Here is a 20663-nt window from a genome sequence, read left to right on the forward strand (position 1 = left end):
TTATGAGGGGGAATGCTTTACCATTGAGCAACCCAATAGATGATAATAAAGAAATATTTTAATGGGCCAGAAGAATTTTAAAAAATGAACCTCCAGTAATATTTTATTTTAGTCGTGAAGCATTTGCTTGTACTTCACTTTTTCAATTTATCCATCCATTACATGAATATTTTATACCTAGATGTGATTGTCGACATTAATGTGTGAGTGGAGTGTAATTAAAAGCAGTAATACTTTTTTATCATTTTACATATTAAAAACTTTAAGTTTTGGCTCGATAACATAAATGGTTCAAGTACAAATAATCTTTAATGCATTACAATAAAGAAAAAATAACTTAATTAAATAGAACTAAAAAATAGTCTAAAATATATAGCTTTAACTCGTAGCCATTTTTTGATGATGCCCAATAAGCTTATCTAGTCTTATGAAATGATTTGTAATGATTTACATCGTTTTATATTTATTTAAATGGCAAAATTGAATTAGAATAAGTCGCGATTAAAAAGCTACAAATAAGTTGCAAATACAAATGGATACCCAAGATTTGAGCCTTAATAGGAAAATAAAGGAATATGAAAGAAATAAAACAATTATCAACTAAAACTCACACATCCGAAGAATTAATTACCGTTATCTTTAAGCCATTAAGTGAACAAGATAAATCTTTACCAACACGGATAACACAATATATCTTGTATGGTGATGAAATTGATGTATTAGTCGATTTAGAGAAATTATGTCAAATACCTAATAAGGCAAATGATCTTTATGAATTATTGCAAAGCCCCTCAGGTATTTATCGTTCACGTTTTTATTACTTTAATTATGAGAAACTTCATCCATCATTTAAAGCTCGCATTGACGTGTATAAGTCTTGGACCGATATTTATACACCAGAACAAATAATTCGATTTGCCCGAGTTTTTGCCACTTTAATTGACCATTTACATTTTATTAAACGTATAAACGAGCAAATCCCATCATGGTTTCTCTATTTGTTATATGACGGACTGATTACCACGTTACCATCTTATGATGATTGCGAAAACGAAAATGGAATTATTGAACGTGAAAATTGGTCAGTACAACAATTACATCAATTTCTTGAAATTGAACAAGCAGGATTAGGTGAAAAGTTACTATTTGCCATTTTTGACCGTCAAAATATTCCTGTTATACGTGTTGGTTTATTTAAATATTTTAACCGATTGAATGGATTATTGAGTTATATTCAAGAACGAATTGAATTATTTAAGCAGCTCCCCTCACTCGGTTTAGCACTTTTTGGGAAGATTGATCAACTTAAATATATTCAACGATATCCTGAACTTCAGTTGCAACTGGTTGATTTTCTGGCAATGCAGGCGTTAAATACATCCAAACAGGTGAATCAATTAGCTATAGAAATACTATTTAACTTACCACATGAGCTGGTTCAACCCCAATTACAACACTTTTTAACTTCAGGCTCGGCTAAGGAGCGCGCTAATGCCGCAATATTACTCTCTCGAATCATTTCTGAACCGACAATTTTACAGCAAGCTTTAGCCAACGAAACTAATAAAACAGTTATTGCTACCATTGAAAGTGCTTTATCGAGATTAGAAAGTGCCAATGAAGCCAAACAGCAAGCTGAGCTAGTTATTCCTGATTTTGAACCAATTAGTGATACACCATTACCAATCACTGCTCGTGATGTTTTACAGCAAAATTTTGACGAGTTCCTTATCGAATGTAAAAGAGCGATGCAAAATGAGCTAGAGGAAAACAAAGAAAATAATACATCATGGAGTTATAATCAGTACCGTTATAAAAGGTTGAAAACAGTGACGTTAAAGTCTCTTGATAAGGTCTTTGAATATTTAAATGGTAAAATCGATCGCTCAGCATTATACAAAGAAATTGACGAGAAAATTGATTTTGATTTTTTACTTATTAAAAATCGATTATCAAACTTACCAGAATTTTCTTTATTTCACTTATTTCGAATGAGACGATTAATTGATGATTCAAGTGTTACTTATTATTTTAATCGATTATACGAAAACTATGACGTTGTTAAAAATGCCGATCTTAGACAAATAGCTGATGTGTTTAAAAAAATTAATATCATTCCAGATGTTGAATATACAATTGCACTACCGTTTTTAAGCAGTGATGTTTTTCACGATATTTATGAAAATGAACCTCATAAATTATGGGCTTTTTTTGCTGAAAATGAGTTTTTAATTGATGAAGCATTGGGTTTTGCTCCTCCACAATTCGCTCAGTCTCGTTATGATCGTATTGATAGAGTTTGTACCATAAAAATATTACAGCTATTTCCAACTATTCCAGCTAAATATGTCGCTTATCTATTTGAATTAGCTTTAGGCGAAATTAAACGGGAACGTTATGCTGCGCAAGATGCCTTAAGACAGATCCCCAATATACATAATCAAATTGAACAAGCCTTATCCTCCGCAAAACAAGAGGTACGTATAGTTGCCGCTAATTGGTTGGCCGAGTTAGGAAAAAAAAGCTCGATTAAAGCACTAAATGCTGCACTAAAAAAAGAGAAACGCGAAACAGTACAAGCAGCAATATTGATTGCACTGGAAAAATTTGGTGAAGACATTAGTCAGCACTTAACGCCGAAAAAGTTATTGGCTGATGCCCAGAAAGGTTTAAAAGGTAAAATACCAACCGATTTTGATTGGTTTGATTTTAACTTAATACCGACGTTAACTTGGCAAAATGGTAAGACAGTTGAACCACAAATTATTGAGTGGTGGATCTGCTTAGCGGTCAAATTAAGAGATCCGTCTAATCTACTGTTAACAGTTTATAATCGATTGTTAAGCACCCAAAGTCAGCGACAATTAGGCGAATTTATTTTACAAAGTTTCATTAATCAAGATACCCAAACACCAACACTGGAAGAGGCAGAGGCCAAAGCCAGCTTAGAGGCCAATAAACGATTGCAAGACTATATTGGATATTATCAGCGCTATCCAAAACAATTTTCTAGATACCAAAATATTACTTATGAGCAGGTTTTTGAAGAAATCAAAAATGAAACATTAGCAATCTATCTTGGCTCAGCCATTAAATCAAAAGGAGTATTAGCATTAACCTGTGGTATTGAAGGCTCTATTGCAGTGTCTCTCTTACGCAGTTTTATGAAAAATCATTATCAACGTCGAGCACAAATTGAAGAGATGCTTGAACCACTGGCAAACAGTGATGATCCTATGATTATTCAACTATTATTGTCATTAGCTCGTCGCTATCGTACGGCATCCATTCAAGAAAAGGCTAAATACTTGGTAGAAAGTATTGCTGAACGTTCAGGCTGGAGTACAGAAGAACTGGCAGACCGCACCATATCGACGGCAGGGTTAGATGATAATGGCTTGTTAATTCTTGATTATGGTGAGCGTACCTTTACTGCTAGTTTAGATGAACAATTTAAATGGCAATTGAAAAATGCTAATGGAGAAAAGATCAAAGCATTACCTGAAGCACGTAAAAGTGAAAATCCTGAACTCGTCAAAGAGGCAAAAAAACAGTTCAGCAATAGTAAAAAAGAGCTTAATCAATTGCTCACTATGCAAATTAGCCGTTTTTACGAAGCCATGTGTGCCGAGCGTCAATGGCGAGTGAAAGATTGGCAAAAATATCTGCAACCACACCCGATTGTGGGACGATTTATTCAACGTTTAGTTTGGTTACAATTGGATAATAACGGTCAGATTGTCAATAGTTTCAGGCCAACTGAAGATGGTAGCTTAATAACCAATCAAGATGACGAAATCTTACTTGATCAAAATCACTTTATAACTGTTGCCCATTCGGCGTTACTAGCAAGTGATGATATAGCCCAATGGCAAGCGCATCTTAAAGATTACAAAATAACCCTATTGTTTGAGCAGTTTAGTCATGCATTTCCAGAGATAAGCAAATTTAACGATGGCGTTATTGATGACTGTTTAGGCTGGTTAACCGACAGTTTTACCATTCGTGGTATTTTAACCAAATTGAGTTATGAGCGTGATACTACTGAAGATAGCGGATGTTTTTATGGTTATCATAAATACTTTGGCAGTTTAGGTATTTATATCAATATTGAATTCAGTGGCAGTATGCTACCCGAAGAAAATATTCCAGCAGTACTTTATAACCTTTATTTCAGTAATAAAAAGGGATTCAAAGATAGAGCAATTGCACTCAATAAACTACCTAAGGTGTTATTAGCCGAAGGTTATGCTAATTATATGGCGGTGGCAAACGCCTGTAGTGGTTTTGATCCTAATTGGAAAGATAAATTAATATGGTAAAACATAAACAAAACTTGATGGAACAGGTTATTTTTGATTGCTTCTCAGGTCTAAATAAATTAGAACAGTCAATGCCTGAACGGATTTGTCATTATATTTTATATGGCAAAGATGACATGGTTCTTGATGATCTAAAAGTATTATCAAAAACGAATAAATATAAACAGATTTATAGATTGCTTGGTATGCCAGGTTTTGTTGGTTTTTCTGATGAAAGTAATGAACCACTGCAAAAAGTACGAGCTAAATTTTATCAATTATGGACGAGTCAATATTCACCTGAACAGATCATCAGGTTTGGTAAAATTTTAGCAGCAACTGATATTCCGGACCTGCCTCAAGGACAAGTTTATTATGAGAAAATAAATATTAATGTTATCACTCCAAAACTGCCTTTGTGGTTTTTATATCTGTTTATTGACGGTTTGGTCACTACTTTTTTAGGGCGTAATTTCAATGCTGAGCAAAATATCGCTGAGCGTGATAATTGGTCCATTGAGCAATTACATCAATTACTCGAAATTGAGCAGACAGGGTTGGGAAACCAACTTATGTTTGCTCTTTTTGATCGACAACAAGTACCAAAATATTACAATCGTTATTTTAATACTGTTTTTGCGATTAGAGGGTTGAAATTATATATAACTGAAAACTTAGAATGGTTTAAATCTTTACCAGATCAAGAATTATCCACAATTGGTCAATTGCAACAATTGCAATATATTGCCAGTCATACCGAACTTAAAGAACAAGTAGTGGATTTGTTAGTCAAACAATCCACCAGTAGCATCAAAAAAATAAGAGAGTTAGCGACAACGCTATTGTTTAGTGTTTCTACAGAAAGTGCGCAAAATCATTTAATTGCTTCATTCGCACAAGGTACACCAAAGCAACGTTGTCAAAAAATTGCGCTATTAGTTAAATTGTCTGTTGATAAAGTAATATTAGAAAAAATACTAACTGAAGAAACGAATAAAATAGTAATTAAAAGTATCGAAAGTGCTTTATTTTCCGTTAACGATGATAAGTTAGTTAGGCAGCAAGAGGATGAATTTATCATTCCTCCTTTTATGCCAATTACTGAAATTGATTTACCTGTGAAAGCGCGCGATATATTGAAACAAAATTATCAAGAATTGTTAATACAATCGCAAAATAGAGCACAACAAGAAAAACTCGATAATCAAAGATATCATTGCCGATATACGAATGAGCAGGAACGTTACGAGCAATTAACTACTTTCACTGACAATGATTTAGATACGATTTTTAATTATCTAAACGCTAAGGGGGAATTAACGCAATCTGATATTAAAAATAAGCTAACTAATGAAATTATTTTACATAAAGGGCGTTTGCAAGCATTTCCTGAATTTAATTTGTATCACTTATTACGCGCAGAAAAAATTACTTATACTAAGATTGAAGCGTTTTGTTTAGCTTTAAGTTTTTTAAAACATGAAATATTGCTGCATACCGATTTACGCTTGGTCGCTCAGGTTTTAAATAACATATCCGATATGCCCGATGTCAAACGTATTGTTGCCGCAGCATATTTGATGAATTATTATTATGATCTAACCTTAGAGAGTGACGCAAATTGTGTTTGGCCTTTTTTTGCTGAAAACCTTATCTATCTTGATGAAGCATTGGGATTAATCCCCAGCCTTGAGCCACAAAATAGTGGTTATACTTTTGATAAAAAGCGTGGACTAAAAATCTTAACTTTTTTTCCAAAACTTCCAGCTAAATATAATATTCATTTATTAGAGTTAGCATTAGGCGATACCAAAATACCTCGCTTATTGGCCCAACAAGCATTAAGTAAATCACCTTGTATACATCGTCAAGTTGAAAAAGCATTAACTTCTAATAAATTTAAACAGCGTATTTTAGCAGCTAACTTGTTGGTAATATTGGGCAATAAATCTTCGATTGCTGCTTTAAATACCGCTTTAAATCAAGAAAAACAAGAAGCGGTACAAGCAGCACTATTATCCGCGCTAGAAAGTTTAGGTGAAAATATTGGCCAATATTTAACACCATCTCGATTACTTGATGATGCAATCAAAGGCTTAAAAAGTAAAAAACCGACGGGTATTGAATGGTTAGTTAGTGATACTATCCCTGCTTTAACATGGCAAAATGGTGATCAGGTTGATCGCAGAATTATTACTTGGTGGATGTGGTTAGCTGTAAAACTAAAAGAGCCAGCCAATCCTTTATTAACTATTTATATTAGTCTGTTAAGTGATAAAAGCCAAAAACAGCTTGGTTTATTTATATTACAAAGTTTTATCCAACAAGATACCTTAACCCCAACCTTAATAGAAGCAGAAAATGAGGCAAAATTAACCGCACCAGTGCGACTACAGTCCTATTTAAATAGTTATAAAAATCATCCTGACTTATACCCTGAATATCAAAATATCACTCTCCAACAAGTTATTGAAAGAATCAAAAAAGAAGTGCAAACTCGTTTAATTGGTTCGGCAATTAAATCAAAAGGTTTATTGGCTTTAACGGGTGGAATTGAAGGCCATATAGCCGTATCGATAATAAAAGCTTATATGAAAAATCATTACACTAGACGAGAGCAAATTGAAGCAATGTTAGAAGCGATCGCCGTTAATGATGATTTCATCATAATACAATTTTTGTTATCTATTCCTTACTGTAATCCCAAAAAAACTATTCAAGAAAAAGCAAAATCTTTGGTAAACCAAATTGCTGAGCAGAAAAAATGGACAACAGATGATCTTACTGAACGTACTGTTTTAACTGCTGGGCTGGATGATTCTGGCAAACTTATACTTGATTACGGCGCACGAATGTTTACGGCCAGTATTGATGATAACTTTAAATGGCAATTAAAAAATTCGGAAGGTAACAATATAAAAACCTTACCAGAAGGGCGTAAAGATGAAGATCCAACAGTGATCAAAGAAGTGAAAAAACAGTTTTCACATTATAAAAAAGAACTCGCACAAATTGTTACAATACAAACCGAACGCTTGTATGAAGCCATGTGCACCCAACGCCGTTGGCAAGTAAGTAATTGGCAACAATATCTATTTGCCCATCCAATTGTCGGTCGGTTGGTGCAAAGATTAGTGTGGTTAGCGGTTGATGAACAAAGTAAGATTTGCAACAGCTTTAGGCCAACTGAAGATGGTAGTTTGATTAATTTACACGATGAAGAGATCACTTTGAATCAAAATCACTATATCACTCTAGCTCATAATGTTTTGTTACCAGCCAGTCATACAAAACAGTGGCAAGTACATCTTAAAGACTATAAAGTTACGCCATTGTTTGACCAATTTGCTAACCCTTTACCAAAGAGCCAATGGATTGATGATGGTATAGTAAATAATTATACAGGTTGGTTAACGGACGCGTTTACCATTCGCAATGTCCTTACTAAAAGAGGTTATAAACATGATTATATTGAAGATAGTGAATGCTTAGATTATTATTGTAAATACTATAGTAACCTAAATTTGTATACCATCATTCAATTTAGTGGGAATTATATTTCTCAAGACAATATTTCAGTAGAACGTTATTATCTCTCTTTTCGTCAAAAAAGGGTCTATACAAAACCCAAAATTGATGCTAACAACATCCCCCCGGTGTTATTAGCCGAAAGTTTTGCTGATTATATGGCTGTCGCTAATGCTTCAAGCAAATTTGATTCAGATTGAAAAGATAAAAAAGATGGTAAATAAGAAACAAGTAACGCAACTAACTGTATAAGAGCGTTATAGTTAAGAACTGGCAACATAAAGCAAAGTCGATAATGACAATAATAAGCCTTAAGATTGTTTTTTTCATTAAAATCAGTTCCTCAATTTAGTTAGGTTGGGAACATTAGGCATTAGTGGTAATTTATTTGTGACAATCTGTCTGTAGACCGTGCAATTTATCACTATTAGAAAACAAGGTTTAATGTAAGTGGAGTTTAACGTTGTTTTGAAAGATAGGGCGGATGATATCAAAAGAATCTAATTTTATAGGGATAATATAGTACATGAGTGCGTCCAAAAATCCGATATATGGTGTAGTGATTATCAAGTATAAAAAACTTTTTGAAAATAACCAATCGCTATGATACCCAATTACAAATGGATACCCAAGATTTGAATCTTAATGGAGAATAAAGGAATATGAATGAAATAGAACAATTATCACCAGAACAATTAATCAATACTATCTTTAAACCATTAAGTGAATTAGACAAATCTTTACCAGAACGGGTCACACAATATATCTTGCATGGTGAAGAAATTGATGTGTTGGACGATTTTAATAAATTGTGTCAAATTTCGGGTAATGCTAATAAAATTAGTCAGTTATTACAAGGACCAGCATCCTTTCACAGTTCATACAATTATCGCAAGTTTAATCCGTTAGTCAAAGCACGTATTGATTTTTATAAGCTTTGGACGGATGCCTATACACCAGAACAAATAATTCGATTTGCCCAAGTCCTAGCTACTTTATTTGACCATTTAAGTTATATTAAACATATAAGCGAACAAATTCCTTCATGGTTTATGTATTTGTTATATGATGGACTAATTACTACGTTATCCTCTAATACTGTATACAAAGATAAAATTGATGATCGTGAAAATTGGTCAATACAACAATTACATCAATTTCTTGAAATTGAACAAGCGGGATTAGGTGAAAAGTTGCTGTTCGCGATTTTTGACCGTCAAAATATTAGTGTCGATTATTATTATAATTTTCAATATTTTACTCGATTAAATGGATTATTGAGTTATATTCAAGACCGCATTGAACTCTTTAAGCAACTTCCCTCACTTGGTTTAGCACTTTTGGGACAGGTAGAACAACTTAAATACATTCAACGATATCCAGAACTTCAGTTGCAATTGGCTGATTTTATTACAATCCAGGCGTTAAATACTTCCAAGCAGGTGAGTCGATTAGCTACAAAAATACTACTAAATTTACCATTGGAGCTGGTTCAACCACCATTACAATACTTTTTAATTTCAGGCTCGGCTAAAGAGCGTGCTCATGCAACAATATTGCTTTCTCGAATCATTTCTGAACCAACAATTTTACAACAAGCTTTAGCTAACGAAACCAATAAAACAGTTATTGCTACCCTTGAAAGTGCTTTATCGAGATTAGAAAGTGCCAATGCAGCCAAACAGCAAGCTGAGCTAGTTATTCCTGATTTTGAACCAATTATTGACACACCATTACCAATAGCTGCTCGATATGTTATACAGCAAAATTTTGACGAGTTTATTACTGCACTTAAAATATTGAAGGAAAATGAGCAAGAGAAAAACCAAAAATATAAAATGGAATCGACCTATTATTTAGACCTTTATAAACCGTTGCAAAAGGTGACATCAAAGTCTCTGGATCATATCTTTGAATATTTGAATGGTAAAATCGATCGTTCAGCATTATTCAAAAAAATTGATGAGAAAATTAGTTTTCGCTTTTTATTTATTAAAAATCGACTATCAAATTTACCTGAATTTTCTTTGTTTCATTTATTTCGAATGATACGATTGGTCAATCGTAAAGATAATATTTATTATTATAATATAATAGATGAATTCTTTAGCTTTGTTAAAAACTTCGATCTTAGACAAATTGCTGATGTCATGTTAAAAATAAACTTCCACCCACAGGTTGAACTTACAATTGCTTTGCCGTTTTTAACCAGTGATTTTTATCATGATCTTTACCATGATATTTTTGAAAATGAACCCTATAAATTATGGGCTTTTTTTGCTGAGAATGACTTTTTAATTGATCAAGGATTGGGTTTAGCTCCTTTACAAATTACTCACTATTATGCTCATGTAGATAAAGTTCGCACCATAAAAATATTGCAACTGTTTCCAACGATTCCAGCTAAATATGTCGCTTACCTGTTTGAATTAGCTTTAGGTGAAAATAAGCAACTACGTTATGTTGCTCAAGATGCTTTAAGACAGATCCCCAACATACATAGTCAAATTGAACAAGCTTTATCGTCCACTAAACAAGAGGTACGTATTACCGCAGCTAATTGGTTGGCCGAGTTAGGACAAAAAAGCTCGATTAAAGCACTAAATGTTGCGCTAAAAAAAGAGAAACGCGAAACAGTCCAGGCAGCAATATTGGTGGCGCTGGAAAAAATTGGTGAAGATATTAGTCAGCACTTAACCCCGAAAAAGTTATTGGCTGATGCCCAAAAAGGTTTAAAAGGTAAAACACCAACCGATTTCGATTGGTTTGATTTTAACTTAATACCCACTTTGACTTGGCAAAATGGTAAAGCTGTTGATCCACAAATTATTCAGTGGTGGATCTACTTAGCGGTCAAATTAAAAGATCCGGCTAATCCGCTGTTAACTATTTATAATCAATTATTAAGCATCCAAAGTCAGCAACAATTAGGCGAATTTATTTTACAAAGTTTCATTAAGCAAGATACCCGAAAACCAACATTAGAAGATGCGGAAGCGAAAGCCGGTTTAGAGGCTGATAAACGGTTGCAACAATATATTGGATATTATCAACGCGATCCGGAATTTTATTCTATCTTTAAAGATACTACTTATGAGCAGGTTTTTGAAGAAATCAAAAAAGAGACATTAGCAACCTATCTTGGCTCAGCCATTAAAGCCAAAGGGATATTAGCGTTAACTAGTGGTATTGAAGGTCGGGTTGCTGTATCTCTCTTACGTACGTTTATGAAAAATCATTATCTACGTCGAGCACAAATTGAAGCAATGCTTGAACCATTGGCAAACAGTGATGATCCTATGATCATTCAACTATTATTATCATTAGCACGTCGTTATCGCATGGCATCCATTCAAGAAAAGGCCAGATATTTGGTAGATAGCATTGCTGAGCGTTCAGGCTGGACTATTGAGGAACTAACTGATCGCACCATATCAACCGCAGGTCTAGATGATAATGGCTTGTTAATTCTTGATTACGGTGAGCGTAGCTTTATTGCTAGTTTGGATGATAAATTTAAATGGCAATTAAAAAATGCTGATGGAGAAAAGATCAAAGCATTGCCAGAAGCACGTAAAAGCGAAAATCCTGAACTCGTCAAAGAAGCAAAAAAACAGTTCAGCAACAGTAAAAAAGAGCTTAGCCAATTGCTCACTATGCAAATAAGCCGTTTCTACGAAGCCATGTGTGCCGAGCGTCAATGGCGAGTAGAAGACTGGCAAAAATATCTGCAACCACACCCAATTGTGGGACGATTGATTCAACGTTTAGTATGGTTGGAATTAGACAATAATGGTCAGATCGTCAATAGTTTTAGACCAACTGAGGATGGCCGTTTAATAACGAATCAAGATAACGAAATCTTACTTGATCAAAATCACTTTATAACTGTTGCCCATTCGGCGTTACTAGCAAGTGATGATATAGCACAATGGCAAGCGCATCTTGAAGATTACAAAATAACTCCATTGTTTGAGCAGTTTAGTCATGCATTTCCAGAGATAAGTAAATTTAATGATAGCGTTATTGATGATCGTTTAGGCTGGTTGACCGACAGTTTTACTCTACGTAGTGTTTTAACAAAATTAGGTTATGGGCGTGACGATATTGAATTTCGCGGAAGTTTTTATGGTTATCATAAATACTTTAGTAGTCTAAATATTTATATCAATATTGAATTCAGTGGCAGCATGGTACCTGAAGAAAATATCCCAGCAGTACTCTATTATATTTATTTTAGTAATAAAAAGGGGTTCAAAGATAGAGCAATTCCGCTCGATAAACTACCTAAAGTGTTATTAGCAGAAGGTTATGCTGATTATATGGCGGTGGCAAAAGCCTGTAGTGGTTTCGATCCTAATTGGAAAGATAAATTAATATGGTAAAACATGGTCAAAATCTGATGAAACACATCATTCTTGATTTAGTTATAGGTATATGATTGTCGAAATTAATGTATCAATGGAGTGCTGCTAAAGATAGTAATGCTTATTTATCATTTTCGATGTTAAACATTTTAGTTTTAAGTAGATAACACAAATGGATCGAGTACGAATAATATGTAATGCATTGCAATAAAGTCAAAAAATAAATTTATTAAATGAAACTAAAGATAATGAGGAATATAAGATTCGAACTCGTAGCCATTTTTTGATAACGTCCAATAAACTTATCAAGTTTTAAAAATTGATTTGTATTGATTTAAATAGTTTTATATTTATTTAAATGGCTAAATTGGATTAAAATGAGTAGCGATTAAAGTTACAAATATGTTGCAATTGCAAATGGATACCCAAGATTTGAATCTTAATGGGAGAATAAGGAAATATGAAAACAGCTGAACAATTATCAACAAGTCCACATGCATCTAAACAGTTAATCAATACTATCTTTAAACCATTAAGTGAATTAGACAAATCTTTACCAGAACGGGTCACACAATATATCTTGCATGGTGATGAAATTGATGTGTTGGCCGATTTTGATAAACTATGTCAAAAGTCAGCTAATGTTGATAAAATTTATGAATTATTGCGAGGACCCGCTGCCTTTTATAGTTCATATAATTATCAAAAGATTCATCCGTTGCAAAAAGCACGCATTAATTTTTATAAGCTTTGGACGGATGCCTATACACCGGAACAAATCATTCGATTTGCCCGAATTTCTGCTATTTTATTTGATCATTTAAGTCTCATTAAACGCATAAGCGAACAAATTCCTTCTTGGATTATGTATTTGTTATATGATGGACTGATTACTACTTTACCCTCTTATAGCGAAAATAAAGATAAAATTGATGATCGTGAAAATTGGTCAATCCAACAATTACATCAATTTCTTGAAATTGAACAGACAGGATTAGGTGAAAAGTTACTGTTCGCGATTTTTGACCGTCAAAATATTTTTGAAAGTTCTTTGCGTGATTTTAAATATTTTACTCGGTTAAATGGGTTATTGACTTATATTCAAGAACGCATTGAATTATTTAAGCAACTTCCCTCACTCGGTTTGGCGCCTTTGGGACAAATAGAACAACTTAATTACATTCAACGACATCCAGAATTTCAGTTGCAATTGGTTGATTTTATTGCCATGCAGACTTTAAATACTTCCAAACAGGTAAGTCAATTAGCTACAGAAATACTATTTAACTTACCAGTGGAGCTGGTTCAACCTCAATTACAACACTTTTTAACTTCCAGTTCTGCTAAGGAGCGAGCTAATGTCGTAATATTGCTCTCACGAATCATTTCTGAACCGACAATTTTAGAGCAAGCTTTAGCTAATGAAACCAATAAAACAGTTATTGCTACCATTGAAAATGCTTTATCGAGATTAGAAACCGTCAATGCAGCCAAACAGCAAGCTGAGTTAGTTATTCCTGATTATGAACCACTTGTTGACACGCCATTGCCCATAATTGCTCGAGATGTTATACAGCAAAATTTTGACGAGTTCCTTATTGAACGTAAAACATTGATGGAAGATGAGCAAGAGAAAAACCAAAAATATAAAAGACGATCAACCTATTATCTAGACCGTTATAAACCGTTGCAAACGGTGACATCAAAGTCTCTGGATAAGATCTTTGAATATTTGAATGGTAAAATTGATCGTTCAGCATTATTGAAAGAATTTGATAAGAATATTGATTTTGACTTTTTAATTACCAAAAATCGACTAGCAAATTTACCTGAATTTTCTTTATTTCACTTACTTCGCATGACTCAGTTACTGAGCGGTCTAAATAGTAATTATCCTTTTAGATATATATATAATTATTATGAAATTGTTAAAAACTTCGATTTAAGACAGATAGCGGATGTCATGGTAAAACTCAACTATCCACAGGTTGAGTATGAAATTGCTCTGGAGTTTTTAACCAGTGATTTTTATCATGATATTTATGAAAATGAACCCTATAAATTATGGGCTTTTTTTGCTGAAAATATATATTTAATTGATCAAGCTTTGGGTTTTGCTCCTCTACAAATCCTTAGTCGTCTAGAGAGTGTCATAAAAATATTACAACTTTTTCCAACCATTCCAGCTAAATATGTTGCTTACCTAATTGAATTAGCTTTAGGTGGAAGTAAACCGGTACGTTACGCAGCACAACATGCCTTAAGACAGATACCTAATATACATAATCAAGTTGAACAAGCCTTATCTTCTTCAAAACAAGAGGTGCGTATTGCTGCAGCTAATTGGTTAGCTGAGTTAGGACAAACAAGCTCGATTAAAGCACTAAATGCTGCGCTAAAAAAAGAGAAACGCGAAACGGTACAAGCGGCAATATTGGTGGCGCTGGAAAAAATGGGTGAAGATATTAGTCAGCACTTAACTGCAAAAAAATTATTGGCTGATGCCCAAAAAGGGGTAAAAGGTAAAATGCCAACCGAACTAGATTGGTTTGATTTTAACTTAATTCCATCTTTGACTTGGCAAAATGGTGATAAAGTTGATTCACAAATTATTCAGTGGTGGATCTGTTTAGCGGTCAAATTAAACGATCCGGCTAATCCGTTGTTAACTCTTTATAATCAATTGTTAAGCCCTCAAAGTCAGCAACAATTAGGCGAGTTTATTTTACAAAGTTTCATTAAGCAAGATACGCTAAGTCCATCACTAGAAGAAGCAGAAGCCAAAGCCGGTTTAGAAGCTAATATGCGATTGCAACAATATATTGGATATTATAAACGTTATCCGAATCTTTATCCTCACTATAACAATATTACTTATGAGCAAGTTTTTGACGAAATCAAAAAAGAGACATTAGCAATTTATCTTGGCTCAGCCATTAAAGCAAAAGGTATGTTAGCTTTAACTTGTGGTATTGAAGGCCAAATTGCTGTGTCACTTTTAAGTAGTTTTATGAAAAATCATTATCAACGTCGTGCACAAATTGAAGCGATGCTTGAACCACTGGCAAACAGTGATGATCCGATGATCATTCAACTATTATTATCATTAGCACGTCGCTATCGTACGGCATCCATTCAAGAAAAAGCCAGACACTTGGTAGAAAGTATTGCCGAGCGCTCAGGATGGACAACAGATGAACTGGACGATCGCACCATATCGACCGCAGGGTTAGATGATAATGGTTTGTTAATTCTTGATTACGGTGAGCGTACCTTTACTGCTAGTTTAGATGATAAATTTAAGTGGCAATTAAAAAATGCTGATGGAGAAAAGATCAAAGCATTACCAGAAGCACGTAAAAGTGAAAATCCTGAACTCGTTAAAGAGGCCAAAAAACAGTTCAGCAACAGTAAAAAAGAGCTTAGCCAATTGCTCACTATGCAAATAAGCCGTTTTTACGAAGCCATGTGTGCCGAGCGTCAATGGCGAGTGGAAGATTGGCAAAAATATCTGCAACCACATCCGATTGTAGGACGATTGATTCAACGTTTAGTGTGGTTGGAATTAGACAATAATGGTCAGATCGTCAATAGTTTTAGACCAACTGAGGATGGCAGCTTAATAACCAATCAAGATGACGAAATCTTACTTGATCAAAATCATTTTATTACTGTTGCCCATTCAGCGTTAATATCAAGTGATGATACAGCAAAATGGCAAGCGCATCTTAAAGATTACAAAGTAAATCCATTGTTTGAGCAGTTTGGTGCTCTATTATCCGATATGAGCAAATTTAAAGATGGTATTATTGATGACCGTTTAGGCTGGTTAACGGATAGTTTTACCTTACGTGATGTTTTAAAGAAACTGGGTTACGAGCGTGATAATACTGAAGATGGCGGATATTTTTATGGTTACTATAAATACTTTGACAGTCTCAATATCTATATCAATATTGAATTCAGTGGCAACATGCTACCTGAAGAGAATATTCCAGCAGTGCTTTATAACCTTTATTTCAGTAATAAAAAAGGTTTCAAAGATAGTGCAATTGCGCTTGATAAACTACCCAAAGTGTTATTAGCCGAAGGTTATGCTAATTATAGGGCTGTTGCAAATGCTAGTAGTGGTTTTGATCCTAATTGGAAAGATAAATTAATATGGTAAAACATGGTCAAAATCTGATGAAACACATCATTCTTGATTTGGTTATGGGTTATATGATTGTCGAGATTAGTGTACAAAAGTATTGCTACTAAAAGTAGTAATACTTATTTACCATTTTCGATGTTAAACATTTTAGTTTTAAGTAGATAACAGAAATGGATCGCGTAAAAATATTATGCAAAACAATAAAGTAAAAAATAAATTTATTGAATAAAACTAAACATAATAAGGAATATAAAATTCCAGCTCGTAGCCATTATTTGATAACGTCCAATAAACTTATCAAACATTAAAAATTGATGTGTATTAATTTAAATAGTTTTATGTTTATTTAAATGGCGACATTAGATTGGAATGAATAGCGATTAAAAGTTATAAATATCCTGAAATTATAAATGGATACTTAAGATTTGAATCTTAATGAGAAAACAAAGGAATATGAAAACAACTGAACAATTATCAACAAGTCCACATAAATCTAGACACTTAATTAGCACTATCTTTGGCCGATTAAGTAACTTTGACGAATCTTTCCCAAAAAGGATCACACAATATATCTTGTATGGAGATGAACTTGATGTGTTGACCGATTTTGATAAATTATGCCAAATACCCGATAATGCTAATGAAATTTATCAATTATTGAGAAGCCTTTATGGTTATCATGATTCATGGGATAAATGTGAATTAAAGACTCATGCGTCGACACAAGGCTGTATTGATTTTTATAAGCTTTTGACGGATGTTTATACACCAGAACAAATCATTCGATTTGACCGGTTTTTTGCCATTTTATGTAAGCATTTAGGTTTTATTAAACATATAGATAAGCAAATCCCCTCATGGTTTATCTATCTGTTATGTGATGGACTACTCATTACTATCTTTAACCCATTAAGTGAATTAGACAAGTCTTTACCAGAACGGATAACGCAATATATCTTGCATGGTGATGAACTTGATGTGTTAGACGATTTTGATAAATTATGCCAAATGCCCGATAATGCTAATGACATTTATGACTTATTGAGAAGACCTTCTGATTATTATAGTACATGGGATGAATTTGAACCAAAAACTCATCCGTCGAAAAAAGCCCGTATTGATTTTTATAATTTTTGGATGGATGTTTATACACCAGAGCAAATCATTCGATTTGCCCGGGTTTTAGCCATTTTATGTGACCATTTAGATTTTATTAAACATATAAGTAAGCAAACTCCATCATGGTTTATCTATCTGTTATATGATGGACTGATTACTCAGTTACCACCATATTATGAAGAATATTGTATAAACGGAATTTATTTGCGCAAAAGTTGGTCAGTCCACAAATTACATCAATTACTTGAAATTGAACAAGAAGGATTAGGCGATAAGTTGCTGTTCGCGATTTTTGATCGTAAATATATTACTTTTATTGCGGTTGAACGTTATCGATTCTTCGGATATTTTACGCAGTTGGATGGGTTATTGACTTATATTCAAGAACGCATTGAATTATTTAAACAACTCCCCTCACTGGGTTTAGCGCCTTTAGGGCAGATAGAACAACTTAGATACATTCAACGATATCCAAAGCTTCAGTTGCAATTGGTTGATTTTATTGCCATGCAGGCGTTAAATTCTTTCAAGCAGGTTAGCCAATTAGCCACAGAAATGCTATTTAATTTACCACATGAACTGATTCAACCCCAATTACAACACTTTTTAACTTCAGGAACGACTAAAGAGCGTGCAAATGCCACAATATTGCTCTCTCGAATCATTCTTGAACCGACAATTTTAGAGCAAGCTTTAGCTAACGAAACTAATAAAACAGTTATTGCTACTATTAAAATTGCTTTATTGAAATTAGAAACTAGCAATACAGTTAAACAGCAAGCTAATTTAATTATTCCCGATTTTGAACCACTTGTTGACACGCCATTGCCAATCACAGCTCGTAATATTTTACAGCAGAATTTTAACGAACATCTTATCGAATGTAAAAAATTGATGGAAAATGAGCTAGCGGAAAACAGAGAAAATAATACATCATGGGATTATGAAAAAAAACGTTATAAATTGTTGCAAACAGTGACATCAAAGTCTCTGGATATTATCTTTGATTATTTGAATGGTAAAATCGACTACTCAACATTATTCAAAAAACTTGATAAGAAAATTGATTTTAGTTTTTTAGCTACTAAAGATCGACTATCAAATTTACCTGAATTTTCTTTATACCACTTATTTCGAATGACACTCTTAATTGAAGATAGACATGATTATTACTATTTTCAAAATGTATATACAAAATATGACATTGTTAAAAATTTCGATCTTAGACAAGTAGCTGATGTGTTGTTAAAAATTAATAATATTCCTGATGTTAATTACAAAATCGCTTGGGTGTTTTTATCTAGTGATTATTTTTATAACATTTATGAGAATGAACCCTATAAATTATGGGCTTTTTTTGCTGAAAATGAATTTTTAATTGATGAAGCATTGGGTTTGGCTCCTCAACAAACAGCTTATTTTATTAATAAAGCTTATCCCATAAAAATATTACAGATGTTTCCAACGATTCCAGCGAAATATGTCGCTTACCTGTTTGAATTAGCTTTAAACGAAAGTAAATATACACAAGAGCAACCATATTTTATCTTAAGACTGATCCCCGATATAGATAATCAAGTACGATATGCAGCGCAAGATGCTTTAAAACCGATCCCCAATATACATATTCAAGTTGAACAAGCTTTATCTTCTCCGAAACAAAAGGTACGTATTGCCGCAGCTAATTGGTTGGCCGAGTTAGGACAAAAAAGCTCAATTAATGCATTAAATGCTGTGCTAAAAAAAGAAAAATGCGAAACAGTACAAGCGGCGATATTGGTTGCATTGGAAAAAATGGGTGAAGACATTAGTCAGCACTTAACCCCGAAAAAGTTATTGGCGGATGCCCAACAAGGCTTAAAAGGTAAAATACCCACCGGGCTTGATTGGTTTGATTTTAACTTAATACCAACGTTAACTTGGCAAAATGGTGATAAAGTTGATTCACAAATTATTGAGTGGTGGATCTGTTTAGCGTTCAAATTAAAAGATCCGATTAATCCGCTGTTAACGATCTATAATCGCTTGTTAAGCACCCAAAGTCAGCAGCAATTAGGCGAATTTATTTTACACAGTTTCATTAATCAAGATACCCGAACGCCAACACTGGAAGAGGCGGAAGCCAAAGCCAGTTCAGAGGCTGATAAACGATTGCAACAACGTATTTTAAGTTATCAGCGTTATCCAGAATTTTATTCTGACTATAAAGATATAACTTATGAGCAGGTTTTTGAAGAAATTAAAAATGAAACATTAACAACCTATCTTGGCTCAGCCATTAAAGCAAAAGGAATATTAGCGTTAACCTGTGGTATTGAAGAAAATGTAGCGGTGTCACTCTTAATTAACCGTTTTTACCAAGCCATGTGTACCAAGCGTCGATGGCGAGTGAAGGATTGGCAAAAATATTTACAACATCATCCACTGGTAAGTCGATTAATTCAAGATTTAGTTTGGTTACAATTAGATAAAAATGGTCAGATCATCAATGGTTTTAGGTCTAATGAAAAAGGCTACTTTACGACAAATGAATATGGTGCAGAAGTTTTACTCTATGAAAATCAATTTATTACCGTTGCTCATTCAGCTTTACTCTCAAGTGATGATACCGCACAATGGCAAGCGTATCTTAAAGAATACAAAGTAAATACATTGTTTGATCAGTTTAGTACTTCATTACCCGATATGAGTAAATTTAAAAATGGTATTATTGATGACCGTTTAGGTTGGTTAACCGATAGTTTTACCTTACGTGATGTTTTAAAGAAATTGGGTTACGAGCGTGATAATGCTGAAGATGGCGGATGTTTTTATAGTTACTATAAATACTTTGACAGTCTCAATATCTTTATCAATATTGAATTCAGTGGCAACATGCTACCTGAAGAGAATATTCCAGCAGTACTCTATACCCTTTATTTCAGTAATAAAAAAGGTTTCAAAGATAGCGCAATCGCGCTTGATAAACTACCCAAAGTGTTATTAGCCGAAGGTTATGCTAACTATATAGCAGTAGCCGACGCATCCAATGGTTTTGACCCTAATTGGCAAAATAAAGTGATATGGGATACATGACTAGAAGTTGCGGGATCATGTTTTTCTTGATTGCAATGCGGGTTTACATGATTTAGAACAGTTAATACCTGAATGGATTTGTCATTAAATTTTATATGACAAAGATGCCATGGTTCTTGA

Annotated in this window: 5 protein-coding genes; all 5 read left to right on the plus strand. The window is 33.6% G+C overall.

Annotation, left to right across the window (positions count from 1 at the left end; translation table 11 throughout):
- Positions 1 to 575: 575 nt before the first annotated feature.
- The 5 genes from H3T96_RS02370 (at position 576) to H3T96_RS02390 (ending at position 20543) form a co-directional block, all read left to right on the plus strand.
- Positions 576 to 4322 (plus strand): DUF4132 domain-containing protein, encoded by a 3747-nt coding sequence (locus tag H3T96_RS02370; protein ID WP_144091113.1) that lies wholly within the window; start codon positions 576 to 578, stop codon positions 4320 to 4322.
- The gene (locus H3T96_RS02375; protein WP_144091115.1) at positions 4316 to 8029 is read left to right on the plus strand and encodes a DUF4132 domain-containing protein; all 3714 of its coding nucleotides are present in this window, start codon (positions 4316 to 4318) and stop codon (positions 8027 to 8029) included. Before H3T96_RS02370 ends, H3T96_RS02375 begins: the two co-directional genes overlap by 7 nt.
- A 462-nt stretch (positions 8030 to 8491) precedes the next feature.
- On the plus strand, positions 8492 to 12214 hold the full coding sequence (locus H3T96_RS02380) for a DUF4132 domain-containing protein (protein WP_144091117.1): 3723 nt from the start codon (positions 8492 to 8494) through the stop codon (positions 12212 to 12214).
- 442 nt (positions 12215 to 12656) lie between these two features.
- Positions 12657 to 16364, plus strand: coding sequence for a DUF4132 domain-containing protein (locus H3T96_RS02385; RefSeq protein ID WP_144091119.1), 3708 nt, complete (start codon positions 12657 to 12659; stop codon positions 16362 to 16364).
- A 438-nt stretch (positions 16365 to 16802) separates the two neighbouring features.
- On the plus strand, positions 16803 to 20543 hold the full coding sequence (locus tag H3T96_RS02390; protein ID WP_186279197.1) for a DUF4132 domain-containing protein: 3741 nt from the start codon (positions 16803 to 16805) through the stop codon (positions 20541 to 20543).
- Positions 20544 to 20663 lie beyond the last annotated feature (120 nt).

The sequence above is a fragment of the Gilliamella sp. W8136 genome, assembly GCF_016101285.1.
Taxonomy (GTDB): Bacteria; Pseudomonadota; Gammaproteobacteria; order Enterobacterales; family Orbaceae; genus Gilliamella; species Gilliamella apicola_N.